The 26,508-nt window shown below is 37.0% G+C and carries 23 protein-coding genes; 13 read left to right on the plus strand and 10 right to left on the minus strand.

Annotated elements, in window-relative coordinates; all coding sequences use genetic code 11:
- Position 1: 1 nt before the first annotated feature.
- On the minus strand, positions 2–850 hold the full coding sequence (locus tag C8N28_RS12135; RefSeq protein ID WP_132225287.1) for a hypothetical protein: 849 nt from the start codon (positions 848–850) through the stop codon (positions 2–4).
- 14 nt (positions 851–864) lie between these two features.
- Positions 865–1,848: a 6-phosphofructokinase gene (pfkA, locus tag C8N28_RS12140; protein WP_132225289.1), complete on the minus strand. Its 984-nt coding sequence runs from the start codon at positions 1,846–1,848 to the stop codon at positions 865–867.
- A 151-nt stretch (positions 1,849–1,999) separates the two neighbouring features.
- On the opposite strand from pfkA, the gene C8N28_RS12145 reads away from it, so the two are divergent.
- Positions 2,000–2,695, plus strand: coding sequence for an NUDIX hydrolase (locus tag C8N28_RS12145; protein ID WP_132225291.1), 696 nt, complete (start codon positions 2,000–2,002; stop codon positions 2,693–2,695).
- A gap of 362 nt (positions 2,696–3,057) precedes the next feature.
- On the opposite strand, the gene C8N28_RS12150 is transcribed toward C8N28_RS12145, so the two are convergent.
- On the minus strand, positions 3,058–3,906 hold the full coding sequence (locus C8N28_RS12150) for an N-acetylglucosamine kinase (RefSeq protein ID WP_132225293.1): 849 nt from the start codon (positions 3,904–3,906) through the stop codon (positions 3,058–3,060).
- A gap of 376 nt (positions 3,907–4,282) precedes the next feature.
- Between C8N28_RS12150 and accC the strand changes: the two genes are divergently transcribed.
- From accC to C8N28_RS12180, 6 genes are all read left to right on the plus strand, one after another.
- Entirely contained in the window at positions 4,283–5,761 is a 1,479-nt protein-coding gene (accC, locus tag C8N28_RS12155) for an acetyl-CoA carboxylase biotin carboxylase subunit (RefSeq protein ID WP_132225295.1), read from the plus strand.
- A gap of 9 nt (positions 5,762–5,770) precedes the next feature.
- Positions 5,771–6,361, plus strand: a complete 591-nt coding sequence (locus C8N28_RS12160; protein WP_132225297.1) for a riboflavin synthase — start codon at positions 5,771–5,773, stop codon at positions 6,359–6,361.
- A gap of 165 nt (positions 6,362–6,526) precedes the next feature.
- The gene (locus C8N28_RS12165; RefSeq protein WP_132225299.1) at positions 6,527–6,832 is read left to right on the plus strand and encodes a hypothetical protein; all 306 of its coding nucleotides are present in this window, start codon (positions 6,527–6,529) and stop codon (positions 6,830–6,832) included.
- 34 nt (positions 6,833–6,866) lie between these two features.
- Positions 6,867–9,350: a penicillin acylase family protein gene (locus C8N28_RS12170; protein ID WP_132225301.1), complete on the plus strand. Its 2,484-nt coding sequence runs from the start codon at positions 6,867–6,869 to the stop codon at positions 9,348–9,350.
- Positions 9,351–9,360: 10 nt separating this feature from the next.
- A complete protein-coding gene (locus tag C8N28_RS12175; protein WP_132225303.1) occupies positions 9,361–9,714 on the plus strand; it encodes a hypothetical protein in 354 nt (117 codons plus the stop codon).
- Between the two features lie 19 nt (positions 9,715–9,733).
- Positions 9,734–10,711, plus strand: coding sequence for a LuxE/PaaK family acyltransferase (locus C8N28_RS12180; protein ID WP_132225305.1), 978 nt, complete (start codon positions 9,734–9,736; stop codon positions 10,709–10,711).
- A gap of 17 nt (positions 10,712–10,728) precedes the next feature.
- On the opposite strand, the gene tyrS is transcribed toward C8N28_RS12180, so the two are convergent.
- Positions 10,729–12,012 carry a tyrosine--tRNA ligase gene (gene tyrS / locus C8N28_RS12185; protein WP_132225307.1) on the minus strand — a complete coding sequence of 428 codons (1,284 nt, stop codon included), beginning with the start codon at positions 12,010–12,012 and terminating at the stop codon, positions 10,729–10,731.
- 42 nt (positions 12,013–12,054) lie between these two features.
- Positions 12,055–14,007 (minus strand): DNA topoisomerase (ATP-hydrolyzing) subunit B, encoded by a 1,953-nt coding sequence (gyrB, locus tag C8N28_RS12190; RefSeq protein WP_132225309.1) that lies wholly within the window; start codon positions 14,005–14,007, stop codon positions 12,055–12,057.
- 110 nt (positions 14,008–14,117) lie between these two features.
- On the opposite strand from gyrB, the gene C8N28_RS12195 reads away from it, so the two are divergent.
- Positions 14,118–14,783 (plus strand): OmpH family outer membrane protein, encoded by a 666-nt coding sequence (locus C8N28_RS12195; protein WP_246012818.1) that lies wholly within the window; start codon positions 14,118–14,120, stop codon positions 14,781–14,783.
- Between the two features lie 36 nt (positions 14,784–14,819).
- On the opposite strand, the gene C8N28_RS12200 is transcribed toward C8N28_RS12195, so the two are convergent.
- Both C8N28_RS12200 and C8N28_RS12205 read right to left on the minus strand, forming a co-directional pair.
- Entirely contained in the window at positions 14,820–15,218 is a 399-nt protein-coding gene (locus C8N28_RS12200; protein ID WP_132225313.1) for an RNA-binding S4 domain-containing protein, read from the minus strand.
- Between the two features lie 45 nt (positions 15,219–15,263).
- Positions 15,264–15,794: a DinB family protein gene (locus C8N28_RS12205; RefSeq protein ID WP_132225315.1), complete on the minus strand. Its 531-nt coding sequence runs from the start codon at positions 15,792–15,794 to the stop codon at positions 15,264–15,266.
- Positions 15,795–15,959: 165 nt separating this feature from the next.
- Here C8N28_RS12205 and C8N28_RS12210 point away from each other — a divergent pair, with 165 nt between their 5' ends.
- The 5 genes from C8N28_RS12210 to miaA all read left to right on the plus strand — a co-directional run bounded on the left by C8N28_RS12210 (position 15,960) and on the right by miaA (position 20,475).
- On the plus strand, positions 15,960–16,778 hold the full coding sequence (locus C8N28_RS12210) for a 2,3,4,5-tetrahydropyridine-2,6-dicarboxylate N-succinyltransferase (RefSeq protein ID WP_132225317.1): 819 nt from the start codon (positions 15,960–15,962) through the stop codon (positions 16,776–16,778).
- On the plus strand, positions 16,779–17,366 hold the full coding sequence (locus C8N28_RS12215) for an L-threonylcarbamoyladenylate synthase (protein WP_132225319.1): 588 nt from the start codon (positions 16,779–16,781) through the stop codon (positions 17,364–17,366).
- A gap of 114 nt (positions 17,367–17,480) precedes the next feature.
- Positions 17,481–18,902, plus strand: a complete 1,422-nt coding sequence (locus C8N28_RS12220) for a CCA tRNA nucleotidyltransferase (RefSeq protein WP_132225321.1) — start codon at positions 17,481–17,483, stop codon at positions 18,900–18,902.
- Between the two features lie 65 nt (positions 18,903–18,967).
- A complete protein-coding gene (locus tag C8N28_RS12225) occupies positions 18,968–19,552 on the plus strand; it encodes an IS1096 element passenger TnpR family protein (protein WP_132225322.1) in 585 nt (194 codons plus the stop codon).
- Complete coding sequence (gene miaA / locus C8N28_RS12230) at positions 19,552–20,475, plus strand: tRNA (adenosine(37)-N6)-dimethylallyltransferase MiaA (protein ID WP_132225324.1); 924 nt, start codon at positions 19,552–19,554, stop codon at positions 20,473–20,475. The genes C8N28_RS12225 and miaA overlap by 1 nt, the downstream gene beginning before the upstream one ends.
- Positions 20,476–20,486: 11 nt before the next feature.
- Here miaA and C8N28_RS12235 read toward each other — a convergent pair whose 3' ends face one another.
- The 3 genes from C8N28_RS12235 to rpoC form a co-directional block, all read right to left on the minus strand.
- Positions 20,487–21,728, minus strand: a complete 1,242-nt coding sequence (locus C8N28_RS12235) for an OmpP1/FadL family transporter (RefSeq protein ID WP_132225326.1) — start codon at positions 21,726–21,728, stop codon at positions 20,487–20,489.
- Between the two features lie 103 nt (positions 21,729–21,831).
- A complete protein-coding gene (locus tag C8N28_RS12240) occupies positions 21,832–22,143 on the minus strand; it encodes a DUF3467 domain-containing protein (RefSeq protein WP_132225328.1) in 312 nt (103 codons plus the stop codon).
- A 79-nt stretch (positions 22,144–22,222) separates the two neighbouring features.
- Positions 22,223–26,506, minus strand: coding sequence for a DNA-directed RNA polymerase subunit beta' (rpoC, locus tag C8N28_RS12245; RefSeq protein WP_132225330.1), 4,284 nt, complete (start codon positions 26,504–26,506; stop codon positions 22,223–22,225).
- Between the last annotated feature and the right edge of the window lie 2 nt (positions 26,507–26,508).

The raw sequence follows: 26,508 nt of genomic DNA on the forward strand, positions 1-26,508 counted from the left end.
TTTACTTGTTTTTATTTAAATAATAATTCAAAAGATTATGAATAGGCTCTCTAATGATAGTACCTATTTCGAAGTTATGGCCAATTGCCACATTTTCTAGTAATTCCTGATAGTCAAAGGCCACACTTCCTGTAAAACTCACCGTACTTATGTCGTGCCTTTCTCTTAATGGGATAAAATACTTTTTAAATAAAAGATTAAATCCTTTAATAACCAAATTCCTGATATAAATATTCTCTCGGTTTTCAAATGCAAACTCCGAGAATGAACTTAAAAACAACACAGGATTCGACTGCCTGTAAACTTTATCTAATATTAACTTGGCATCAAGCGAATACTTTTCATCAAATTTAAGAACAAGATCCGGAGGCATTGTCTGAGTAATATAATCTTGCAAAATATTTCTACCCAGCCAATTAGCAGAACCCTCATCTGCTAATATATAACCTAAACCATAGTTGTTTTGTTCAAGCTTTTTTCCATTATAATAGGCCGCATTAGAGCCGCTTCCAACAATCCCAACCAAGCCTCTATGATCTCCACAAGTGGCCAAAGCTGCAGCCTTTAAATCATGCCCTACAAAGACTTTCCCAAAGCGAAAGAACGAATTAAAAGCCTTTGATACAATAACCCGGTTCTCTCCCGAAGCGCCGGCTCCAAAAAAATAAATACGCTTTATCTTTTCGGCATAATTAATCAATGTATTATTCTTATTTAACAATTGTTCTATCCTGGCTGCATCATTATGATGAGGATTTATCCCCATCGTTTTAAATCCTGCAATCACTTTGCCCTTCTCAGCTAAACGCCAATCTGCCAAACGTGAACCACTATAAACAACTGCTATCATAATTAACTATCAAACTATATAGCTAAAATATGAGAAAGTTCAATCATATCTGGCGCCAATTTAAAAGCCTTATTGTTAATAGACTCTTCAATCGGAACATGTTGAATCTCATTACCTTTCAATCCAACCACTCTTCTTGTTTCTCCGGCTAGTAATAAATTAACTGCTGAAAAACCCAGCCTGCTCGCTAATACCCTATCAAAACTAGAAGGAGAACCACCTCGTTGCAAGTGCCCTAAAATAGTAACCTTCGTATCGTAAAAATCAAACTTGGTCTTAACGTGCTTCGCTATATTATAAGCACCTCCATTTTGATCGCCTTCTGCAATAATTACAATGGTAGAAGTCTTTTTACCTGCTACCGCACCTTCAAGCCTTTCGATAAGATCATCAATAGCCGTTTCTTTTTCAGGCATCAAAATAGCCTCTGCGCCTCCTGCAATCCCTGTATTTAAAGCTATACAGCCAGAATCACGACCCATAACTTCTACAAAAAACAGTCGATCGTGCGAAGCAGCCGTATCTCTTATTTTATCAATAGCTTCAATTACGGTATTGCAAGCTGTATCAAATCCCAATGTAAAATCAGAACCGTATAAATCATTATCAATTGTTCCCGGTATTCCTATCACAGGAATATCGTATTCACGAGAGAATACTTCAATACCGGTAAAAGTACCATCTCCACCAATACCTACCAATGCATCAATGCCTGCTGCTTTTATATTATCATACGCCTTCTTTCTACCTTCAACAGTCCGAAATTCAGAACAACGGGCTGTTTTTAAAATAGTTCCGCCTAATTGAATGATATTACTAACCGAGCGGCTGTTCATTTCAATAAACTGGTTATCAATCATTCCTTGATAACCCTGTAAAATTCCACTTACTTGCGTATTATTATAAAGTGCCGTTCGAACAACTGATCGAATACATGCATTCATTCCTGGGGCATCGCCTCCGGAGGTAAAAACTCCTATTCTTTTTATTTTCTGCACAAAAAATTAAATATCACGTCCAAATTATAAGATACGAATATAACGTGTATTTTTTACACTATCATAAAAAATTGTATTTTTTTTTACATTTTTGTATCAATCATAACAAAAATAGTAGTTTAATATTCATATCCATATAAATTCTAATATTTTGTATTCAAAGCTAACCCACCTTCAATCAACATTTACAGCCGACTGTGTTATCTTCGGTTTTGAAGAAGGCGAACTCAAAGTTTTACTAGTAGAACGTAATGAATATCCATACAAAGACTGGTGGGCATTACCTGGTTTCTTTGTTGAACATTCTGAAACTATTGACAATGCCGTAGAGCGAATTTTATACGAACATACAGGTCTGAGGAATATTTTCATGGAACAACTGTATACCTTCGGCGATCTAAAAAGACACCCCCAAGGACGTGTAATTACGGTTGCTTATTATGCTCTATTGCGCTTAAAAGGCCAATCAACGCTAAAACCGCATTCAACTTATGTTCGACAAGCGGTGTGGCATCCTGTCGAAAACCTTCCAGAGCTGGCATTTGACCACGCTCATATCATTGACCGCAGCTTAGAAAAAATCAGACAAAATATTAAATCTACTCCGATTGCTTTTGAGTTACTTCCAGAAAAATTCACATTAACCCAACTCCAAAAAGTGTATGAAGCCATTCTTGGTATCGCGCTCGATAAACGTAACTTCAGAAAAAAAATGCTAAACTATAACTTCTTAAAAGAGCTGGATGAAAAACAACAAGGAGTATCTTATCGGGCAGCAAAACTTTATAAATTTGATAAACGTAAATACGCTAAGATCTTCCAAAACGATCTGTCTTTTAAGAAATAAAGAACTTCATTAAAATATTTTTATTGCTAATTTATCGCATTCTTTAATTACGACAGAGCTTTATTTCAACAGCCATAAAATCCACACAAAAACAAGGTTTGATATTAATTTATCAAGCCTTATTTTTTTTCAAAGCATCTTCAATATTAGTTAATATCTCAAAAGGACCAAGCAAGGTTCAAACAGGGTTCAGACACGGGCGATAGGACTGCTTTGCCCCTGCTTGGTCCCTGTTTGAACCCTGTTTGGTCCTTGTTTGATTAAAATGAAATTTAAGCGATTATTTAATAATCCCAGAAATTGGATACAAAAAAAGGGACTCCCTGAATGGAGTCCCTTTTCTAGCTTTTTTAAAGAGCTATTTATTTTTTCATTTGATGAAATCTCACTAAATCATCTATTGGAGAGCGAATGATCTTACCCACTTTCATTCCGAATTCTTCAGCAGTCTCTTCCAAAACGTTTCTAAAGTTATAACCTACAGAACCAATGCAATTGAAAGAATAATCTTTGTAATTAGGGTACTTAGAAACTAAGTTAGTAAAGAAGTCAACAAATGATGTTTTAACAATATTTCTTGAGTATTCTATATTCACGTTGTTATCATAAACGAACTTGCTAAAGCCAGCACAGAAACGGTTAGCCAAAGGCTTAGTATAAACCCGGTCCATTACTTCATCAGGTGTAAGCTTATAGGTATTCCAGAATTCTTCACGAACATTAACAGGCATTAGTCCACGCACATAATCTGTCAGCAATTTTTTACCAATGTAACATCCGCTTCCTTCATCACCTAAGATATAAGCAGCAGAATCAATATTTAATGTAATATCATTACCATCATACAAACAGGTATTGGTTCCTGTTCCTAAGATAGCTGCAAAACCACTTTGTGTACCCAATAATGCGCGGGCAGCGGCCAAAAGGTCGTGACCGATAAAGATCTTTGCTTCTTCAAAGAAAAGTGCAAATGCATCTTTTATAATTTCTGCTTTCTCTTCATTATGAACCCCGGCACCATAATAGTAAACTTCTGTAATCTGATCGAGTTGTAAGTCATCCGGCAGCCCTTTTTTCAAGGAACTCTGAATGTATTCGCTGCTTACAAAGTAAGGGTTATATCCTTCTGTATTAAAATAGATATTTCTTCCCGAACCATCTATAAGACACCAATTGGTTTTTGTTGAACCGCCGTCAGCAATTATGATCATATGTAAATTTTATTTAAAATAAATCCTGTTATTATGCGTTAAATTATGGTTAATTCTTTCGCAAAATACGGCTTTCCTTATTTTTTACAAATTTTTATCAGTTTATTTTTTCCACGTTATTCCACGCGTATATGATAATCTGCGTTCTTGGGTTATAAATGCGTTATTTCAACAAATTTAAAGTTGCAAAATAGTGTGTACTTTTTACAATTAGTCACTGTTTAATTCAAGTTTTACTTAAAAGAAGTAATTTATTTATAGTTAAAGCAATTTATTAAATTTGTAAATGAACTAAAAATCACAGGAAACTCTTGACTCTTTGCATAGAAGAAAATAGCAAGTGAAATTTAGATAAAATTTAAGACAAATTATACTAATGAAAAAGATATTAGTTGCGAACCGTGGTGAAATTGCTATCCGGATCATGCGCTCTGCCCGTGAAATGGGAATCGCGACTGTTGCCGTTTTTTCAGCTGCGGATCGTTTAGCACTTCATGTACAATATGCCGATGAGGCTGTATACATTGGCGAAGCAGCTTCTAACCTGTCTTATCTTAGTATTGAGAACATTATCAATGCCTGCAAGGCAACTCATGCAGATGCCGTTCATCCGGGCTATGGCTTTCTTTCTGAAAACCCAACTTTCGCTAAAGCTTTACAAGAAGCGGGCATCAAGTTAATTGGTCCTTCGTCAGAAGCTATGGAGATTATGGGAAATAAGCTATCGGCAAAAGAAGCAGCTCTGCGCTATAATATACCAATGATTAAGGGAACTAAGAAGCCCATAAGAGATATTGAGGAAGCAAAAGTGCAGGCAGAAGAGATTGGGTTCCCTATTTTGATTAAAGCAGCGGCAGGTGGTGGTGGAAAGGGAATGCGCATTGTGAAAACTCAGAGCGAGTTTAAGGAAGAATTAAAATCAGCCATATCAGAAGCTAAATCTGCTTTTGGAGATGATTCTGTATTTTTAGAACGCTATATAGCTTCTCCCAAACATATTGAGATCCAGGTTCTGGCTGATGAGCATGGAAATGTGATTCATTTGTTTGAACGCGAATGCTCCATTCAAAGAAGACATCAAAAGGTCATTGAAGAAGCTCCTTCTCCAACATTAGATGCCAAGATACGTGAAGAAATGGGTGCCTGTGCCATTAATGTGGCGCGTTCTTGCAATTATGTAGGTGCAGGAACCGTAGAGTTTATAATGGATTCTGACCATAATTTCTATTTCCTGGAAATGAATACACGTTTGCAGGTTGAGCACCCCATTACTGAAATGATTACCGGCGTAGATTTGGTGAAAGAGCAAATTAAAATAGCGCGGGGTGAGGTTTTAGCTTTGCGCCAGGAAGATCTGAGTATTCATGGGCATGCCATTGAACTGCGGATCTACGCAGAAGATCCGGCCAATAACTTCTTTCCGGACAGTGGTATCCTGAAAACTTATAAACTTCCGGAAGGTCCGGGAGTCCGGGTAGATAATGCTTATGAGGCAGGGATGGAAATATCTGTTTATTACGACCCGATGATCGCAAAACTGGTTGTTTGGGCTGCTACCCGAGAAGAAGCTATACAGCGCATGAAGCGGGCAATTGATGAGTATCAGATTACAGGGATCGAAAGCACATTAGCCTTTGGCAAATTTGTAATGGATCATCCTGTTTTTCAAAAAGGCAGCTATACAACCAACTTCGTTGATTCGTATTTTAATACACGGACAATTTCTCCTAATAATGAAGAGGAAGCTAAAGTAGCCGCCATCATTGCCAGCCATATCTTTTCTAAAGAATTGCACGAAACATTAACTGAACCAAAAACTGTATCTTCTAACTGGAAGAGAAACAGAGTTAATTAAAATAATAATATGTTTACCGGGATAATAGAAACCATGGGTACCGTCACAGAGGTGACTCAAGAAGGAAGTAATCGTAATTTAAAAATAAAGTCTTCCCTATCAAATGAATTGAAAGTTGATCAAAGCATTTCTCATAATGGTGTTTGTTTAACTGTAACTGCCATTAATGAAGATGAGCATAGCGTTACTGCCATTAATGAAACGCTGCTTAAGAGTACGCTTGGGCAACTTAAAGTTGGCGATAAGGTAAACCTGGAGCGATGTACAGCTGTGGGTGGAAGATTGGATGGCCATATTGTTCAAGGGCATGTAGATCAAAAAGCGAGCTGTATTTCAAAGAAGGATGAGGACGGAAGCTGGTTATTTTCCTTCCGATACGATGCATCTATTGGAAATATTACTGTAGAGAAAGGCTCTATTTGCATTAATGGTGTAAGCCTCACGGTCTTTAACTCCGGACTTAATGAGTTTACCGTCGCTATTATTCCTTATACGCTTGAGCATACGAATTTCAAAGACATTGTTGTTGGAACTGAGGTAAATCTTGAGTTTGATATCATCGGGAAATATGTTTCCAAACTCTTGTCATTAAGAGCTTAATTTTTTCTTAAATTAGTATAATAAACTACTGATACATCTATCTATAAGAACACTGAGTTCAATATAATAATCGATGTTTAGCGAAAAGGAACAAAACATTTTCGCTAAAGGGTTGTTTTATCAAGTATTATTTAATATATTGATAATCAATCAAAAAAGAAAATTATGGATAAGTTGAAGAAGTTTGAGTTGATGGAAAAGATTGTCCGACAGATGCAGGATTTGAAAAACAGCCAGCAGGCAATCATTGAAAAAGTTGGAAAACTGGAGGTTGATAATTTTGATTTAAATGATAAGAACCTGGCGAAGGTATTATCGGATATACATCAGCGTACAGCCGACAATTTTGATTCAATTAATGAATTATTGAATGGTTTCTCTGATAAAACAGAAAACTTTGGTGAAAAAAACAACGTAGATAAATTAAAAGAACAACAAGAGATTAACGATATCAGCGGTAAACGCTCTTGATGCCAATATAACCCATAAACAACCATTAATCGCAATGCAAGGTACTCGCTTAGTAAAATTAGTTGTTTTTATTGCGATTACAGGTGGGCTTGCTTTCTTATTTAATTCAAAAATAGGTGACATCCCTCCCCTTGGAAAATTTCTAAATCCCTTTACGGGTTTTTGGCAAAATGCTGAAGACGTGGAGGATATTACAAATCAGTCTTTCATTAAAAGCGGGTTACAAGATAGCGTACGCATTTTGATAGATGAACAAGGGGTTCCGCACATTTTTGCAGAAAATGAGCATGATCTCTATTTTGCTCAGGGCTATATTACTGCAAAGGACCGGCTGTGGCAAATGGATTTTCAGACGCGTTATGCAGCAGGCAGGCTATCTGAAGTGGTTGGAAAAAAAGCACTTGAACTAGATCGGTATCAAAGACGAATGGGCATGGTTTATGGTGCTGAAGCCATGCTTAAGGAAAGTTTAAAAGACCCTCAGAGTAAGCTGATTATAGAAGCTTACTCTGAGGGTATTAATGCATATATTGAGGATCTATCTCCTCGCGATTACCCGATTGAGTTTAAGATCCTGAATTATAAGCCTGAAGAATGGACTCCGCTGAATTCTGCTTTATTGTTAAAATTGATGTCGGCTACTTTAGCCAGAGGCACCAATGAATTAGCGATGAACAATATCCTGGCAAAATATGGAGAAGAGGTTACCAATGATCTGTTTCCAAACTATCCTTTTAATGAAGATCCAATTGTTCCGATTGGAACACCCTGGAACTTTAATAAAGATACTCCAAAGCCTTTGATCAGCCCGTCACCGCTTGTTTCTTCAATCAAAAATAAGGACAAGGACAAGCAGGACTTTCTATTATCTTCTCGCTTATTAACAGCAAGCAAAGAAGAAAACATTGGCAGCAATAATTGGGCAATAGCTGGAAATCGATCCAGCACGGGCTTTCCTATCTTAGCAAATGACCCACACCTTGACTTAACGCTTCCTTCTATTTGGTATCAGATACAGCTTCATAGTCCCACCGTGAATGTATACGGTGTTTCTATACCCGGAGCACCCAATGTTATTATTGGCTTTAATGAAAATATTGCCTGGGGAGTTACCAATGTCGGGTCTGATGTATTAGACTGGTATAAGATTCAATTTAAAGATGATACGCATCAGGAGTATTTATATAATGATAAGTGGGAAAAGACGAGCCAGCGGGTTGAAGAAATAAAAATCCGTGGTGAGAAATCTGTTTTAGATACGGTTTACTATACCCTTCAAGGGCCAGTAAGCTATGCAAAAAATCAGAAACCGGCTGATTTCGGCATGGCGAATAACATCCCTGTAGATTATGCTTTAAAATGGGTGGCACACCTACCCTCTAATGAACTTAGAACATTTTACGAATTGAATAAGGCAAAAGATTACGAAGGTTATAGAAAAGCGCTTGTTTACTTTTCTGCGCCTGCCCAGAATTTTGTTTTTGCAGACAGGCAGGGTGATATTTCAATTACATCGAACGGGCTGTTTCCATTAAAGGAGAAAAGACAAGGAAAGTTTCTGCTGGATGGAAATGATACCACTGATCTATGGGTAAACAGGATTCCGGCAGAGGAGAATCCTACTGTAAAAAATCCTGAACGGGGCTATGTCAGTTCTGCTAATCAATGGCCGGTAGACCAAAGCTATCCTTATTATCTGGGATGGGAATTTGGCAGTTATGAACGTGCGCATCGGATAAATACTCAATTAGAAACCATGCATGCTGCTGATCTAAAGAGCTTTGAAGCATTACAGACCGACAATTATAGCATCCTGGCAGAGAATGTTTTAGATACTTTAGTGCATATCCTTCAAACCGATAAAGGATTAAACGACACAGAATCAAAGGCATTAGCATTGCTAGCTAAATGGGATCGTTTTTATGAAGCGAATTCTATAGCTGCCAGCGTGTTTGATACCTGGTACAATACCTTAAACAGAATGATATGGATTGATGACTTTGCCAGTGACGAAGAATTAATGCGCTATCCAAGTCGTGACCGAACGGTTCACTTATTATTATACGAACCAACATCGCCCTGGTTTTCTAATGACTCTACAAAACTAACAAGAGATGAAGTAGTGTCGGCCTCTTTTAAAGATGCCATTAAGCAGTTGGGAAAAAGCTATGGAGAGTTCGGTAACTGGGAATGGGGATCGGTAAAGAAAACTCATGTCCCGCATTTAGCTGATATCGGCGGATTTGGATCAAAGGTATTGAAGGTAGGTGGATCAAAGCACACGGTTAATGCCATGAGTGAAAGTAATGGACCGTCTTGGCGAATGATTGTGCTATTGGGTGAAAAGCCAAAGGCTTTTGGAGTAATACCTGGTGGACAATCTGGAAATCCGGGTAGTAAATTCTACGACAATCAAATTGCTACCTGGGAAAAAGGAGAACTCAATGAGTTACTATTTCTTGAGAATAGCGATCTGAACCAACAGGGTATAATTAAGCAGATTGAACTAAAAAAATAAAGGATTAAACATGTTTCTCTTTTTACTCATAATTGTAATAGCCTTTATCAGTCAGCTGATCTTCCCTTGGTGGATCATTATACCGATAGCGATAATTTGTTGCGGACTAAAGGCTAACTCCGCTGCATCGGCTTTTTTAAGTTCCTTTATGGCTATTTTTATCCTTTGGTTAATGATGAGTATGTTTTTGAGTTTCCAGAACGATCATATCCTATCTAATCGTGTGGGAGAAATGTTGGGATTAAAACTTGCCTCTTATAATTGGATATTGGTAGCTTTAATTAGCAGCCTGCCCGGAGCAATAACTGCTGGCTTTGCAGGCACATCGGGCTTCCTGTTAAGAAAGATTTTCAGCAATAATTGATACCTTTGTGGTATTAATTATGAATACACAGAAATTCTTTTCTATACAAACTGAATCAGCATTCAATGATATTGCGTTGGAGATTTTCAAGTTACAAGCAAAGGAATGCCAGGTTTATAACCACTACCTTCACTTTTTAAATGTTAAGCCTGATCAGATTACAGATATATCCGATATTCCTTTTTTACCCATTGAATTCTTTAAAACCCATCAAGTAGTATCAACAGATGGCCCGGCTGAACAAGTATTTTCCAGTTCAGGCACAACGGGTTCTCAAACAAGCAAGCATTATGTAAGTGATGTATCGATCTATGAAGAGAGTTTCAGAAAGTGTTTTGAACTTTTCTATGGGGATACCAAAGATGTAGCGATTTTGGCCTTGCTCCCTTCCTATTTGGAACGAACAGGCTCTTCTTTAATTTACATGGTTGATGATTTAATTAAAAGCAGCACTTGCCCGGAGAGCGGTTATTTTTTATATAACCATGATGAGCTGTATGAAAATCTGATAGCCCTAAAAGCTAAAAAAACACCTACTATTCTTTTTGGAGTAACTTATGCTCTTTTGGATTTTATAGAGCAATATCAGCTTCAGTTTCCAGAATTGATTGTTATGGAAACAGGGGGAATGAAAGGAAAAAGGAAAGAAATAATTCGGCAGGAACTACATGAGATTCTATGTGCAGGATTCGGAGTTCCTTCTATTCATGCTGAATATGGAATGACCGAATTATTATCTCAAGCTTACTCAAAAGGCAATGGTTTATTTACTTGTCCGCCCTGGATGAAAATATTGATAAGAGATATTAACGACCCCTTTAGCTATTTGGATACAGGAATATCGGGAGGTATCAATATTATAGATCTGGCGAATATCAATTCATGCTCTTTTATATCTACCCAAGACTTAGGCAAAGTGCATACCAATGGACAGTTTGAAGTATTAGGCCGCTTTGATCAGAGTGATGTTCGTGGATGCAACTTGATGATCCAATAACATCACTCTTTTAAATATTATTCAGCAATTAACAGGAAGTAATTCTTTTTACCACGCTGAGCAACCAGATACTTTCCATTAATCAGGTTATCTGTATTAATAAGCTGTGTAGGCTCATCGATCTTTTGTTTATTAATAGAAACTCCTCCACCTTGAATCATCTTCCGAGCTTCTCCTTTAGAAGGGAAAACAGAAGCATTCGTAGAAAGCAGATCTACTATATTAATTCCAGAGCTTAGTTCATCCTTAGCAATCACAAATTGAGGCACGCCTTCAAAAACTTCCAGGAGGTCGGTATCATTCAATTGAGCTAAGAACTCAAGAGAACCATTACCAAATAAGAAATCAGTTGTTTTTATAGCGGTATCGTAAGCGTCCTGACTATGCGTACGAATCGTAATATCTTCTGCCAATTTTCTTTGAACGAGTCTTTGATGAGGAGCCAGATCATGTTCTGCGATGATAGCTTCAATCTCTTCTTGCGGCTTTAAAGTAAAGATCTTGATCCAGTTTTTTGCATCTTCATCACTTGCATTTAACCAAAACTGGAAGTACTTGAAAGGAGAAGTTTTTGCAGCATCTAACCAAACAGCACCACCTTCGGTTTTCCCAAACTTGGTTCCATCTGTTTTCTTAATCAGCTTGGTTGTTAAACCGTATGCTGTACCGGCATCTTTTCTGCGGATTAATTCAGTACCGGTAACTATGTTACCCCATTGATCTGAACCGCCCATTTGAACGAGACAGTTATTGTTTTTCCAAAGATGGTAGTAATCATAACCCTGAATTAGCTGGTAGCTAAACTCCGTAAATGAAATACCATTCTCGCTCTCTAAACGTTTCTTCACAGAATCTTTAGCCATCATGTAGTTCACTGTAAGGTGTTTACCTACATCACGTATGAAATCAAGAAAGCCGTAATTCTTAAACCAATCGTAGTTATTGACCATCTCTGCCTGGTTTCTTTCGACACCAAACTCAAGGAATTTTTTCAATTGATTTTGAAGACAGGTTACATTATATCGTAATGTTTCCTCGTCTAAGAGATTTCTTTCTGCCGATTTTCCCGAAGGATCGCCAACCATTCCTGTTGCACCACCTACCAAAGCTACAGGCTTATGCCCTGCACGCTGGAAGTGGATTAACGTCATGATTTGTGTTAAATGGCCTACATGTAAGGAGTCTCCAGTAGGATCAAAACCTATATATCCGGCAGTTAATTCTTTATTTAATTGCTCTTCTGTACCCGGCATAATATCTTGCAACATGCCGCGCCAGCGTAATTCTTCTACAAAATTCATTCTATCTAAATGGGATACAAAAATAGTCTAAAGCGGTTAAATCTAGGTGTCTATTTTAGCATATCGTGCATTCCGTTCAATAAACTCTCTTCTTGGCGCTACCTCATCTCCCATAAGCATAGAAAATATACGATCGCTCTCTGCAGCATTTTCAATGGTTACCTGACGCAATGTTCTGGTTTCAGGATTCATTGTTGTAGACCAAAGTTGCTCTGCATTCATCTCTCCAAGACCTTTATATCGTTGAATACCAACACTGTCTTCCTTACCAGATCCTTTTAGGCGTTGAACCGCTGCATCGCGCTGACCCTCTGTCCATGCATATTCAAATTCCTTTCCTTTCTTCACCATGTATAATGGAGGATTGGCGATGTATAGATATCCGTTATCAATAAGTTCTCTCATATAACGGAAATAGAAAGTCAAGATCAACGTGTTAATGTGAGCTCCATCGACGTCGGCATCCGTCATAATGATGATTCTATGATAGCGTAATTTCGTTAGATTAAGTGCTTTAGCATCATCTTCTGTACCGATACTTACTCCCAAAGCTGTAAACATATTCTTGATCTCCTCACTTTCGTAGATCTTATGTTCCATCGCTTTCTCCACATTTAATATTTTACCTCTTAAAGGCAAAATAGCCTGGAATTCACGATTTCTTCCTTGTTTAGCAGTTCCACCTGCAGAATCTCCCTCTACCAGGTAGATTTCACATTTTGCAGGATCATTGTTTGCACAATCTGCTAATTTACCAGGAAGTCCGCTTCCGCTCATTACGCTTTTGCGTTGAACCATATCACGTGCTTTGCGGGCTGCGGCACGTGCAGTGGCAGCTAAAATTACTTTATTAACAATAATCTTAGCTTCGCGTGGGTTTTCTTCCAGGTAATTACCTAATATTTCTCCTACAGCTACATCAACAGCACCCATTACCTCGTTGTTTCCAAGCTTGGTTTTTGTTTGCCCTTCGAACTGTGGTTCTTGCACTTTTACAGAGATAACAGCAGTAAGACCTTCTCTAAAGTCATCACCGGAGATCTCTATTTTAAGGTTCTTAAGTAAGCCCGATTTCTCGGCATAGGATTTTAGTGTACGGGTTAACCCTCTTCTAAAACCAGCTACGTGTGTACCTCCTTCAATGGTATTAATATTATTAACGTACGAGTGTACATTCTCTGCATAGGTATCGTTGTATTGCAAAGCAAGTTCGACAGGAACTCCTTGCTTAACACCATCAATATGAATTGGTTGTGGAATTAAAGAATGTCTGTTACCATCCAGGTATTTAACAAATTCACTTAGTCCGCCCTGAGAATAAAACTCTTCCTTTCTAAAAGAACCGTCCTCTTGTTCGTCTCGCTCATCTGTAAGGGATAGCTTAATACCTTTATTTAAATACGCTAATTCGCGTAGTCTTCCTGCAAGCGTATCGTAATTATAAACGGTTGTTAAAGTAAAGATCGTTTTATCTGGATAAAAGGTAACTATTGTACCGGTACGTTCTGACTCACCAACAACTTTAACAGGATACAAGGGTTTACCACATTCGTACTCTTGTTTAAAGATCTTGCCTTCACGGTGAACTTCCGCAATAAGCAATGTAGAAAGAGCATTCACACAAGAAACCCCCACACCGTGTAATCCGCCTGATACCTTATAAGTATCCTTATCGAATTTACCTCCGGCATGAAGCATGGTCATAACCATCTCAAGCGCTGATTTATTTTCTTTCTTATTAATACCTGTTGGGATCCCTCTACCGTTATCTTCAACTGAGATTGAATTATCTTTACGAATAACAACGGATATGGTGTCGCAATAGCCTGCCATTGCCTCATCAATAGAGTTATCAACGACTTCGTATACCAAATGATGTAATCCCTTTACACCCGTATCACCAATGTACATGGATGGGCGTTTACGAACAGCCTCTAAACCTTCAAGAACTTGTATATTATCGGCTGAATAATTACTCTTATTTTCTTCGCTCATAAATTGATTTTACAATTCACAAAAATACGAAAAAATAAGCTAAATCTCAATTTGAAAGGGCTTAAAAACACATTATATTAGTCGATTTAAGCCTATTTATAATAATCTACATGACTATTGATTTAAATAGTTGGGAAATAACATGGAAATTTTATCTTTGCAATCATAGTAATCAAATTGAAATGAAAAACACACTCTTCAACGCAGGCTTAGCAATCGTATTTTCTACAGCCCTTATATCTTGTAATAGCAAAGGTACGGCTACTAATGCCTCTTCAAACGATAGTTTATCAGCTAATAATAGTGCAATTAAAGAAATCGTTTATGTAAACTCTGATTCTCTTTTGCACAACTACGAATACTTTAAAGATGTAACTGCAAGCTTTGAGAGCAAAACGAAAGCTGCTCAAGCTGACTTAACTGCAAAAGGTACTGCTTTTCAACGTGAAGTTGCTGAATATCAAGGAGCAGCAGGAAACATGAGTGCAGAACAACGTGCTGCTACAGAAGAAAGACTAGCTAGAAAACAAGAGGAACTTGGTCGCCTTAATCAAAATGCAAGTACTTCTTTAGGTCAGCAAGAAGCTGAAGAAAACGAGAAACTTTACAATAAGATTTCCGAATACCTTAAGAAGTTCTCTGCTGAAAAAGGATATAAATTAGTACTTACCTACTCTACTGCAAATCCAACAGTATTGTATGCTGATAAAAGCTTAGAAGTTACTAAAGAAGTTGTAGATGGCTTAAATGCTGAATACAAGAAAGAGAAAAAATAAGAATATCTTTAAAAAGAAGAGTAGCTCATTAATAAGCTACTCTTCTTGCCATTCGTCTCTTAAATTATCAATCTCTCTTCTATCTCTTTTTGTAGGCCTTCCGGCACCTCGATCTCGTTTTAATATAGGCATGTTAAAAGCCGATTTATAAGCTTGAGTTTCTTCTTCAGGTGTCAGATCCTGATAAAACTGAACAGCTGTCTTTGCATCTACTCGCTGCTTCAACAAACCAGTCACTTTTATAATCTTTCTTTCAATACCTTTTTGAACTTGAAAAGTGTCTCCAACCTTTACTGCATAGGCTGGCTTAATATTTTGTCCGTTTAGTTTTACCTTACCTGCATTGCAGGCATCGGTTGCCAAACTGCGGGTTTTAAATAAGCGTATTGACCATAAATACTTATCAATACGTAGTTTCTCCAATTCTTGCGCCATACACAAAAATATAAATTTCTTTAATGGGGCAATAGATTAATGCTTTTAAAACAGTTTTTCTTGTGGTGGTGTTGCTCCAGCTAATCTAAGATATACGGTTGTTTGTCCGCGATGGTGAGTTTGATGTTCAAAACACTTAGCCAATGCCGTGCCTTTTGTCATCTCAAAACGATCAAACAGTTTTGTATTTTCATTTAGTTTTTCAGGCGTCATTTTCTTTACACTATTAATGATAAAATCATATCCTTCTAAAACCAACTTTGTAACGTTTTCTTTTGATTTATCGACCGTTTTTTCTAAGCCTACCTTATCAGCAGGAACTTTTTCACCGGTTGCTGCAGAAGCAAAACTGTAGTTCGCATCTGTTAAATGCAGCATTTGTTCTGCAAATGAACGCATTTCAGCTGTAGGTTTTAAACCATAGCCTGATTCTGGCATTGCATCCAGGTATTCCTTTGTATAAGCCTTTGCTCTTTCCCAATCTTTCACGATTTCATCGACCTGACTTTGGGCTTTTGCCACAAATGAAAGACATAGAACAAAGAGAAGAACGGTGGATACTTTTAAAATTTTCATATGTGATTTTTTTATAATGTAAGTAACGCTAATTTAAGAAATATCTTCAAAAAATAGCATTCAAATAGATAGTCTTAACCGTTTTACTTATTTTTGTCTTTTATTAATTCTTTTTATTGGAAAATATCTATTTTCGTTCCAATATTTAGTCCCATAAACATTAAAATGGCCACAGAACTTAAAAAATTAATCGAAGATGCGTGGGAAGATCGCCAATTATTAGAATATAAAGAATATCAAGAGGCGATAGAAACTATTATCTTAAAATTAGACAGAGGAGAATTACGCGTTGCCGACCCTATTGGTAACCGTTGGCATGTAAATGAGTGGATCAAGAAAGCTGTGATCTTATATTTCCCTATCCGGAAAATGAAAGTTATAGAAGTAGGTCCTTTTGTATTCCATGACAAAATGAAGCTAAAAACCAATTATAAAGAATTGGGCGTTCGGGTAGTTCCTCATGGTCTTGCACGCTATGGTGCATTTTTAGGAAGAGGTGTGATCTTAATGCCCTCTTATGTAAATATTGGTGCTTATGTTGACGAAGGTACCATGGTTGATACCTGGGCTACTGTAGGATCGTGTGCACAGATTGGTAAGAATGTTCATTTAAGTGGAGGTGTTGGTATAGGAGGCGTTTTAGAGCCTATTCAGGCAGCGCCCGTAATTATTGAAGATAATTGCTTTGTTGGTTCTCGTTGTATTGTGGTAGAAGGCGTTCATGTTGAAGCAGAGGCTGTATTAGGTGCAAATGTTGTTTTAACAGCTTCTACTAAAATTATTGATGTAACTGGAGATCAACCTGTAGAATACAAATCTTTTGTTCCTGCTCGCTCTGTAGTAATTCCAGGTTCTTATACAAAACAATACCCGGCAGGGGAATATCAGGTTCCATGTGCTTTAATAATTGGTAAACGCAAAGAGTCTACAGATAAAAAGACTTCTTTAAACGATGCCCTGAGAGAACATAATGTTGCGATATAAATGAGCTCCAATTTTCATATATTCAAAAAAGATATAGAACAAGCTCTTGACGTATTAAGAAAAGGTGGAACCATATTGTATCCAACCGATACAATATGGGGTATTGGCTGCGATGCTACCAATCCTGAAGCGGTTGAAAAAGTGAATCAACTTAAGGGACGTGCTAAGGATAAAAGCTTAATTATATTATTAGATAATGACAATAAACTAAGTAGCTATGTACGTGAGATTCCAGATGTAGCATATGAGTTAATTGAATATTCGGATAAACCCTTAACGATTATTTATTCTGGCGCCAAAAACCTTAGTCCGAATTTAATTCCACCTGATGGAACCATTGGGATCCGGATTGTAAAGCACGACTTTTGTGAAGAATTAATACATCGTTTTAGAAAACCAATTGTATCTACTTCTGCCAATTTAACAAACCATCCATCACCAAAAAATTTCAGTGAAATAGATGAAGAAATTATTAAGGGGGTAGATTACGTTGTCAATTATCAACAGGAAGATCAACAAGAGAATTCTGCCTCAACAATTATTAAACTTGGACCTTCCGGACAATTCGATTTGATTCGAAAATCATAGATAACAACAATCATTTTACGAGAGATGCCAGCAGTGGTTCTCCTTATTATTTTGTGGCAGCTATTTTGTACTTTTGTGGCCAATACGCTTTTTTACCCGGTATAGACTTTCCCTATGAATGAACATTTACAACATCCTATCTTTAAAACCCTCGGAAATTTGGCTGATGCCAATGGAGTTGAGGTTTACGTTATAGGCGGTTTTGTTCGGGATCTGTTTATGAAACGGGATTCCAAAAACGATATTGATATTTTAGTTATCGGTAGCGGTATAGCTTTTGCAGAGAAGGTTGCTGAGGTTCTTAAATTAAAAGTTTCTGTATTTAAGAGTTTTGGAACAGCTATGCTTCATTATGAAAATATGGATATCGAGTTTGTTGGTGCCAGAAAAGAATCTTACCGATCAGACTCACGTAAACCTATTGTAGAAAATGGCACCTTAAAAGATGATCAATTGCGTCGCGATTTTACCATCAACGCAATGGCTTTAGGTTTAAATAAAGATAACTATGGGGAACTCCTGGATCCATTTAATGGCATAGAAGATATTAAAAACAAACTTATCAGGACACCCTTAAATCCAGCGGAGACTTTCTCTGATGATCCTTTACGCATGATGAGAGCCATTCGTTTCTCATCTCAACTTCAATTTGATATTGATGAAGAGGCATTAAATGCTATACAAACAAACAAGGAGCGCATTAAAATTGTATCTCAAGAGAGGATAATAGATGAACTACAGAAAATTGTGGGTTCAAAAAAGCCTTCAGTTGGGTTTGAGCATCTATTTAACACAGGACTTCTTGGAATTATTTTTCCGGCGATGGTTAATCTATATGGAGTAGAATCTATCAATGGGAAAAGTCATAAGGACAATTTTTATCATACCCTGGAGGTATTGGATAATGTTGCAAAAGAAAGTGAGGATATTTGGTTAAGGTGGGCTGCTATTATGCATGATATAGCGAAACCTTTAACCAAGCGTTTCGACGAAATACAAGGATGGACGTTTCATGGTCATGAAGACCGTGGAGCTAAAATGGTTCCGAAGCTTTTTGCCGAATTAAAGCTTCCTCTAAATGAAAAAATGAAGTTTGTACAGAAATTGGTCTTACTTCATTTGCGTCCGATTGTTTTAGCACAAGATGTAGTTACGGATTCAGCAGTAAGAAGATTGCTTTTTGAAGCCGGTGATGATATTGATAGTTTAATGATTCTTTGCCATGCCGATGTAACTACAAAAAACAAATATAAACGAAGGAAATATCGAGAGAATTTTGAACAGGTTCAACAAAAGCTCAAAGATGTTGAAGAGCGTGATCAAATAAGAAATTGGCAACCTCCAATTGATGGTGAGGATATTATGAAGTTCTTTGATATTAAGCCGGGAAGAAAAGTAGGGATTATAAAAAATGCAATACGCGAAGCCATCTTAGATGGGGATATTAAAAACAACAAAAAGGACGCAACCGAGTTTATGATTAAAACAGCTAAATCATTAGGTTTAGAGGCAAAGGACTCAAGCAAGCAGAACTAAATATTTTTTTAAAAATTTATAAAATCATTTAATTTTAAACATCTTCGCATAAAATTTCATTGATCATGGCAATTTATAGATTTAGAGTTACATTTGAAGATTACGATGAAGTAATTCGTGAAATTGAAGTGCTATCCAAGCATTCATTTCTTGATTTACATCGAGCTATTTTAGAGTCAGTTGGTTTCGACCCTGAGAAGCCATCCTCTTTCTTTATTAGTAATGATCAGTGGAAGAAGGGTGAAGAATTTGCATATTTGCCATCTGAAATAAAGATGCGTAAAGGAGTTCTCCTAATGGATAATACGCGTTTAAATCAACACATAGACGATCCTCATCAAAAATTCTACTATACATATAACTTTGAACGACCTTTTGACTTCCATGTTCAATTAATCAAAATTCTAGGAGAAGAGGAAGGCAAACAATATCCATTTTTATTTAAAAGTATTGGAAAAGCTCCTAAAATTTTCAATGCAGGCGGTATTCAGGAAGCACATTTAGGATCAGATGATGATGTCAAAAATGAATTCGATTTCTTAAATGACATGGCATATGATACTGAGGAAGAAGATGTTGACCTATTGGATGATGAAGAGACAGAGACTGATGAATTCTCAGACCCATCTGGTGGTGATGATGATTTTTAATGACTAATTTATCATCAAAAAATCTTATTTGTATAGTCGGCCCTACCGGCATAGGCAAAACTGCTTTAGCCATAGAATTAGCCAAAAAATATAGAACAGATGTAGTTTCTGCTGACTCTCGACAGTTTTATCGAGAAATGAATATTGGGACAGCAAAACCCGATGGAGATGAACTACAAAGTGTAACCCATCATTTTATCAATTCACACAGCATTCATGATAATTACTCTGCTGGTGATTATGAACGTGATGCTTTAGACTGCATTGATAAGTTATTTAAAACCACTGATACCCTAATATTGGTTGGAGGTTCTGGCCTTTTTGTTAATGCAGTATGCAAAGGATTAGACAATTTACCAAAACCGGGTCCTGGAATTCGTGAAAACTTAACCAGAATACTTCATGAGGATGGAATTCTTCCATTACAGGAATTATTGAAAAAGGTTGATATTAACTATTATAACGAAGTAGATATTAATAATCCGCAACGTATTATCAGGGCATTGGAGGTTTATGAAACTACTCAGGTACCATTTTCGGTATGGCGAAAAAAGGAAGCCGGATTACGTAAGTTCAATATAATAAGCATTGGCTTAAATACTGCTCGAGAAAATTTATATAACCGAATCAATCATCGGGTAGATTTAATGATACAACAGGGCCTCCTTGATGAAGTAAAAAACCTTTACCCCTATCGTGACAAGACACCCTTGTTATCAGTTGGTTATACTGAACTATTTGACTATTTAGATAATAAATATAGCTTGGATGAAGCTATTGAAAGAATAAAACAAAACACCAGAAGGTACGCAAAGCGTCAACTAACCTGGTTTAAAAAGAATGAGAATACAAAGTGGTTTGAGCCTAATGATTCGAAAGCTATTTCTGACTATTTAGAACTAATGTTAAGACAGAAAGCTTAGAATAAATCAGCTTACCACCGATACGCAACAGATAGGCCTGGAGAAAAAGCATGTATCTTATAGGTTCCGGATTTATATGTTTCAGGTATACCTGTCTCTGAATTTAAATCGCCTGTTCTCGATTGATTATTACCATACATCATGTTAGCATTTATTTCCCAATTAGGACTCGCTTTGTAACCAAAGCCTGCACTCAATACTATAGCATCACTATCTGGAGCATCTGGAGTTACATATCCGTCTTTTACTGGTGTAAAAAGATACGCTGTCCCTGCTCTTAAAGTTAGCTTATCAGTTGTATAGTGCTGAACACCTAACTTTATTGAACCTCCATTCCCGTAATTTCTTTCAGAACGGGTGTCCTGCAAGGCTGGAGTATTCATTGAATAGTCAAAAACAAGTTCTTTATACACTTTCCAATTAACAAAACTACCGTCAATTGCTATTGAAGTTCGTTCGCTAACAGGAATACCTAGTGCTAAGGTTGTAGTTGAAGGTAAGGGTATTTCTGAATCGAAAGTATTTCCTTCAGGAAAAACAGGTTTATAAGGTTCAGGCACATTAAATATAGCATCTCCGTTTTTCAATTTCGTTGTTACTTTCGAATGGTGTACAAGCGCGATAGATATCCCATTTTGTGTTTTATAATAGAGTCCGGCATTCCATCCATAACCCTTTCCTGTACCCGTTAATTGGGCATTCGCATCACTTCCATCGCTTAGGACCAAAGGAATAGCTTGCCGTAAATCAACCTCACCATAATTATAGATAAGCCCAAGACCGATTCCAAAATTCTCTGTAATTCGGTAACTGAATGTTGGCTGAAAATAAATGGCTTTTAAATCCACAGAGGTCAAACTATACTTACCAGACCAGGATTTATCCCACTCAACTAATCCACCAAATGGAGTATAGATCCCTAATCCTACTTTCCATTTTGCTTGATCGGGTCCCCAAAGTGCGTATGCAGCGAAAGGCGTAGCTATTTTATTTTTTACATGTTCTGTATCAGTACTTCCATCGGCCTTAAATGACGGCCTAAACATTGCTGCATACATACCTACACTTACTGAATTTTCATGCACTAGACTCATAGCGCCGGGGTTAAAAAAGACTGTTGACTCATCTAGAATCAGAGCTGCGCCAGCACCTGCCATAGCAGATTGCTTCACTCCCTGTAAATTGACTTGAAAACTTTGTGCAAACAGCAAAGCTGGAGAGCAAAGAAATAGTGCTAGAATTAGCTTTTTCATAAAAATTTCAATTAAGCAATAAAACAATTATTATTTAAAAACAGTCTTTTTACAATAGTGAAGAACAGTTGATATTGTGTTTTGTTCTAAAGGGTAAAAGGCATTAAGCTTCTGCAGTAGGCCCACCAAAATTCATTGGAAATGCTTGTCCATCGCGCGTATTAATTTTACCATGGACACTTTCGAATTTCTCAATATTATCTTCCATTGCTTTCATGAGGCGTTTCGCATGCTCAGGTGTCAAGATAATTCTCGATTTCACTTTTGCTTTTGGAATACCTGGCATTACTCTGATAAAATCCAATACAAATTCAGTATTCGAATGTGTAATAATAGCTAAATTAGAATAGGTTCCTTCTGCAACTTCTTCAGAAAGTTCAATATTGAGCTCCTGAGGTTTTTCTTGTTCATTCATAAATTAAATTTTAAATAAATATGCTAAAAAAAAGCCTGTTCAGAAATTCCGAACAGGCTTTTTTAAATTATTTCATTTATTATTCATCGTATTTCGATGCAAGAAGCTTTTCAAACTCTTCTTTCGAACCTACAATCATTCTATCGTACTTACGAAGACCAGTACCTGAAGGAATTAAATGCCCAACAATTACGTTTTCTTTTAGTCCTAACAAGTTATCTTGCTTAGCATGAATAGCTGCCTCATTTAATACTTTCGTAGTTTCCTGGAAGGAAGCTGCTGATATAAATGATTTAGTTCCTAATGAAGCACGGGTTATACCTTGTAAAATAGGGCTTGAAGTTGCCGAAATTGCATCACGCACTTCAACTAATTTCAAATCCCGACGTTTCAAGCTTGAATTCTCTTCACGTAATTTACGTGATGAAACAATTTGCCCAGCTTTTAATTCATTTGAATCTCCCGGATCAACGACAACTTTCTTATCGAACATATCATTGGTTTCCTCAATGAAATCCCACTTACTAACGTTATCTTTTTCTAAGAAAATAGAATCTCCTGGATCTTCGATATGAACTTTCTGCATCATTTGATGTACGATCGTTTCGAAGTGTTTGTCATTAATCTTTACACCTTGAAGACGATAAACCTCTTGAATACCATTAACCAGGTATTCTTGAACTGCTGCAGGACCCTTAATTTTAAGGATATTAGCAGGTGAGATTGAACCATCAGACAATGGCATTCCAGCTTTCACAAAGTCATTATCTTGTACCAAGATATGTTTTGATAGAGGAACAAGATATTTCTTGATTTGACCATCTCTCGATTCGATAGAAATTTCACGATTAGCACGCTTAACTCCTCCAAGAGTTACAACTCCGTCAATTTCAGTTACAACTGCTGGGTTTGATGGATTTCTTGCTTCGAATAACTCAGTTACACGAGGTAAACCACCTGTAATATCTCGGGTTTTACCTGTAGAACGAGGTATCTTAGCGATAATCGCTCCCACCTTCGCATTTTCTTTATCACTGATTGAAATATGAGCTCCAACCGGAATGTTATAATTACGAATCACCTCGCCATTTTTATCTAAAATCCGAATAGAAGGGTTTTTAGTTTTATCGCGTGTTTCAATAATTACTTTTTCACGGTGACCAGTTTGATCATCTGACTCTTCACGGAAAGTTACTCCTTCAATAATAGCGTCAAACTCTACTTTACCTGCAAATTCTGATATAATTACAGCATTGTAAGGATCCCAAGAACAAATAAGGTCTCCACGTTTCAAGATATCACCATCGTTAACGAACAAGAATGCTCCGTAAGGAATATTATTTGTCATCACGACTTTATTAGTATCTGTATCTACAATTCTGAACTCACCAGAACGTCCTAAAATAACGTGTTGTTTTTCTTGTGCACTATTCTCACGATCTACAAAACGAACGTTTTCAAACTCAATACGTCCATTAAATTTAGCTACAATCTGAGATTCTGCTGCAATGTTAGATGCAGTTCCCCCAACGTGGAATGTACGTAAAGTAAGCTGTGTTCCCGGCTCTCCAATTGATTGAGCAGCAATAACACCTACAGCTTCTCCCATTTTAACAGGTTTACCACTTGCAAGGTTTCTTCCGTAACAAAGTCCGCATACACCTCTCTTGCTTTCACAAGTAAGAACCGAACGTATTTCTAAACCTTCAACAGATGAACGTTCAATTTTATATGCTACTTCTTCATTGATATCTTGATCTGCTTTAACCAATAATTCGTTTGTTGCTGGATCGTAAACATCGTGAAGAGCAGTTCTTCCTAATATACGATCGTATAAAGGTTCAACTATATCTTCATTATCTTTTAATGCAGTAGTATAAATTCCTCTTAGAGTTCCACAATCTTCCTCAGTAACGATCATATCTTGCGCAACGTCATGTAAACGACGAGTCAAGTAACCCGCATCAGCAGTTTTTAATGCCGTATCCGCCAAACCTTTACGAGCACCGTGAGTAGATATAAAATATTCTAATACCGATAATCCTTCTTTAAAGTTAGAAAGAATAGGGTTTTCAATAATTTCTCCACCTGAAGCACCTGATTTTTGAGGCTTAGCCATCAAACCACGCATTCCGCATAACTGACGAATTTGTTCCTTAGAACCACGAGCACCTGAATCCAACATCATGTAAACAGAATTGAACCCTTGGTTATCTTCAGATAAAATTTTCATTACAGAAGCTGTAAGACGATTGTTGATACGTGTCCAAATATCAATAATTTGGTTATAACGCTCGTTGTTCGTAATGAAACCCATATTATAGTTATTCATTACTTCGTCAACTTCATTAGTAGCTAAGTCTATCAATTCAGCCTTAGCATCAGGAATATTTAAATCTTGAAGGTTAAAGGATAGTCCACCTCGGAATGCCATTTGGAAACCTAGTTGTTTGATATCATCTAAGAAATCAGCAGCACGTGCCATACCAGATATCTTAACAACTTTACCAATGATATCACGAAGTGATTTCTTGGTTAAAAGTTCATTAATATATCCTAATTCAACAGGAACTTTTTCATTAAATAAGACACGACCAACTGTAGTTTCAATAATTCTATTTTCAATTACTCCGTCTTCATTCTTAACATTTGCCTTTACCTTAATAAATGCATGTAAATCAACTCTACGTTCATTATATGCAATCATTACTTCTTCTGAAGAATAGAAAGTCATTCCTTGTCCCTTAACAATACGGGACTCATCAGATTTTCTACCTTTTGTAATATAGTATAGACCTAAAACCATATCCTGTGAAGGAACAGTAATAGGAGTACCATTTGCAGGGTTCAGAATGTTATGTGAAGCCAACATTAATATTTGAGCCTCAAGTATTGCAGCATTTCCTAAAGGTAAATGCACAGCCATCTGGTCACCGTCAAAATCCGCGTTAAACGACGTACAAACTAGAGGGTGCAATTGGATCGCTTTACCTTCAACTAACTTTGGCTGAAATGCTTGTATACCTAATCTGTGAAGTGTTGGTGCTCTATTCAGCAACACAGGATGTCCTTTAAGAACATTTTCAAGAATATCCCAAACGACAGGATCCTTGCGATCAACAATCTTTTTAGCAGACTTTACTGTTTTTACAATTCCTCGTTCAATCATCTTACGGATGATAAACGGTTTATAAAGTTCAGCTGCCATATCTTTAGGCAAACCACATTCATGCAGTTTCAGGTTCGGTCCAACAACAATTACTGAACGAGCTGAATAATCAACACGTTTACCCAATAAGTTTTGACGGAAACGACCTTGTTTTCCTTTAAGAATATCCGAAAGTGATTTTAAAGCACGATTACCTTCTGTTTTAACAGCATTAACCTTACGTGAGTTATCAAATAAAGAATCTACTGCTTCTTGCAACATCCGTTTTTCATTACGAAGAATAACTTCTGGAGCTTTAATCTCCAATAGTCTCTTCAAACGATTATTACGAATAATTACACGACGGTATAAATCATTTAAATCAGATGTTGCAAAACGTCCTCCATCCAAAGGTACTAATGGACGAAGTTCTGGCGGAATAATAGGAACAATCTTTACGATCATCCATTCCGGACGGTTTTCGATACGATCTCTGGAACCACGGAATGCTTCAACAACCTGTAAACGTTTTAATGCTTCAGTTTTACGTTGTTGAGAAGTTTCATTCGCAGCTTGATGACGAAGATCATATGAAAGCTGATCAAGATCTAAACGCTTAAGAAGCTCTTCAAGAGCTTCTGCTCCCATTTTAGCTACAAACTTCTGAGGATCTTTATCATCTAAATACTGATTTTCTTTAGGAAGGGTATCTAAAATATCCAGGTACTCTTCTTCCGTAAGGAAATCCATGTAATTAATTCCATCATCTTCTTTAATACCAGCTTGAATTACTACATAACGTTCGTAGTAGATTATCATATCTAGCTTCTTAGTAGGAAGCCCTAGTAGATAACCTATTTTGTTAGGTAAAGAACGGAAATACCAGATATGAGCAACAGGTACAACTAAGTTGATATGCCCCATACGCTCGCGACGAACCTTCTTCTCCGTAACCTCTACCCCACAACGGTCACAAACGATTCCTTTATATCGAATACGTTTATATTTTCCACAGTGGCATTCATAATCTTTAACCGGACCGAAGATCCGTTCGCAGAATAAGCCATCACGTTCTGGTTTATAAGTCCGATAATTAATTGTTTCGGGCTTCAAAACTTCACCACTTGATCGTTCTAAAATCACCTCTGGTGATGATAAACTAATGGTTATCGAAGTGAAATTACTTTTAATTTTACTATCTTTTTTGTAAGACATAG

The sequence above is a fragment of the Albibacterium bauzanense genome, assembly GCF_004339765.1.
GTDB lineage: Bacteria > Bacteroidota > Bacteroidia > Sphingobacteriales > Sphingobacteriaceae > Albibacterium > Albibacterium bauzanense.

Excerpts from the sequence above, each read along its gene's own strand:
- C8N28_RS12135 (WP_132225287.1), bottom strand. The coding sequence starts at position 850 with ATGATAGCAGTTGTTTATAGTGGTTCACGTTTGGCAGATTGGCGTTTA.
- C8N28_RS12150 (WP_132225293.1), bottom strand. The coding sequence starts at position 3,906 with ATGATCATAATTGCTGACGGCGGTTCAACAAAAACCAATTGGTGTCTT.
- accC (WP_132225295.1), top strand. The coding sequence starts at position 4,283 with ATGAAAAAGATATTAGTTGCGAACCGTGGTGAAATTGCTATCCGGATC.
- C8N28_RS12160 (WP_132225297.1), top strand. The coding sequence starts at position 5,771 with ATGTTTACCGGGATAATAGAAACCATGGGTACCGTCACAGAGGTGACT.
- C8N28_RS12165 (WP_132225299.1), top strand. The coding sequence starts at position 6,527 with ATGGATAAGTTGAAGAAGTTTGAGTTGATGGAAAAGATTGTCCGACAG.
- C8N28_RS12170 (WP_132225301.1), top strand. The coding sequence starts at position 6,867 with ATGCAAGGTACTCGCTTAGTAAAATTAGTTGTTTTTATTGCGATTACA.
- C8N28_RS12175 (WP_132225303.1), top strand. The coding sequence starts at position 9,361 with ATGTTTCTCTTTTTACTCATAATTGTAATAGCCTTTATCAGTCAGCTG.
- C8N28_RS12180 (WP_132225305.1), top strand. The coding sequence starts at position 9,734 with ATGAATACACAGAAATTCTTTTCTATACAAACTGAATCAGCATTCAAT.
- tyrS (WP_132225307.1), bottom strand. The coding sequence starts at position 12,012 with ATGAATTTTGTAGAAGAATTACGCTGGCGCGGCATGTTGCAAGATATT.
- gyrB (WP_132225309.1), bottom strand. The coding sequence starts at position 14,007 with ATGAGCGAAGAAAATAAGAGTAATTATTCAGCCGATAATATACAAGTT.
- C8N28_RS12195 (WP_246012818.1), top strand. The coding sequence starts at position 14,118 with ATGACTATTGATTTAAATAGTTGGGAAATAACATGGAAATTTTATCTT.
- C8N28_RS12200 (WP_132225313.1), bottom strand. The coding sequence starts at position 15,218 with ATGGCGCAAGAATTGGAGAAACTACGTATTGATAAGTATTTATGGTCA.
- C8N28_RS12205 (WP_132225315.1), bottom strand. The coding sequence starts at position 15,794 with ATGAAAATTTTAAAAGTATCCACCGTTCTTCTCTTTGTTCTATGTCTT.
- C8N28_RS12210 (WP_132225317.1), top strand. The coding sequence starts at position 15,960 with ATGGCCACAGAACTTAAAAAATTAATCGAAGATGCGTGGGAAGATCGC.
- C8N28_RS12215 (WP_132225319.1), top strand. The coding sequence starts at position 16,779 with ATGAGCTCCAATTTTCATATATTCAAAAAAGATATAGAACAAGCTCTT.
- C8N28_RS12220 (WP_132225321.1), top strand. The coding sequence starts at position 17,481 with ATGAATGAACATTTACAACATCCTATCTTTAAAACCCTCGGAAATTTG.
- C8N28_RS12225 (WP_132225322.1), top strand. The coding sequence starts at position 18,968 with ATGGCAATTTATAGATTTAGAGTTACATTTGAAGATTACGATGAAGTA.
- miaA (WP_132225324.1), top strand. The coding sequence starts at position 19,552 with ATGACTAATTTATCATCAAAAAATCTTATTTGTATAGTCGGCCCTACC.
- C8N28_RS12235 (WP_132225326.1), bottom strand. The coding sequence starts at position 21,728 with ATGAAAAAGCTAATTCTAGCACTATTTCTTTGCTCTCCAGCTTTGCTG.
- C8N28_RS12240 (WP_132225328.1), bottom strand. The coding sequence starts at position 22,143 with ATGAATGAACAAGAAAAACCTCAGGAGCTCAATATTGAACTTTCTGAA.
- rpoC (WP_132225330.1), bottom strand. The coding sequence starts at position 26,506 with ATGTCTTACAAAAAAGATAGTAAAATTAAAAGTAATTTCACTTCGATA.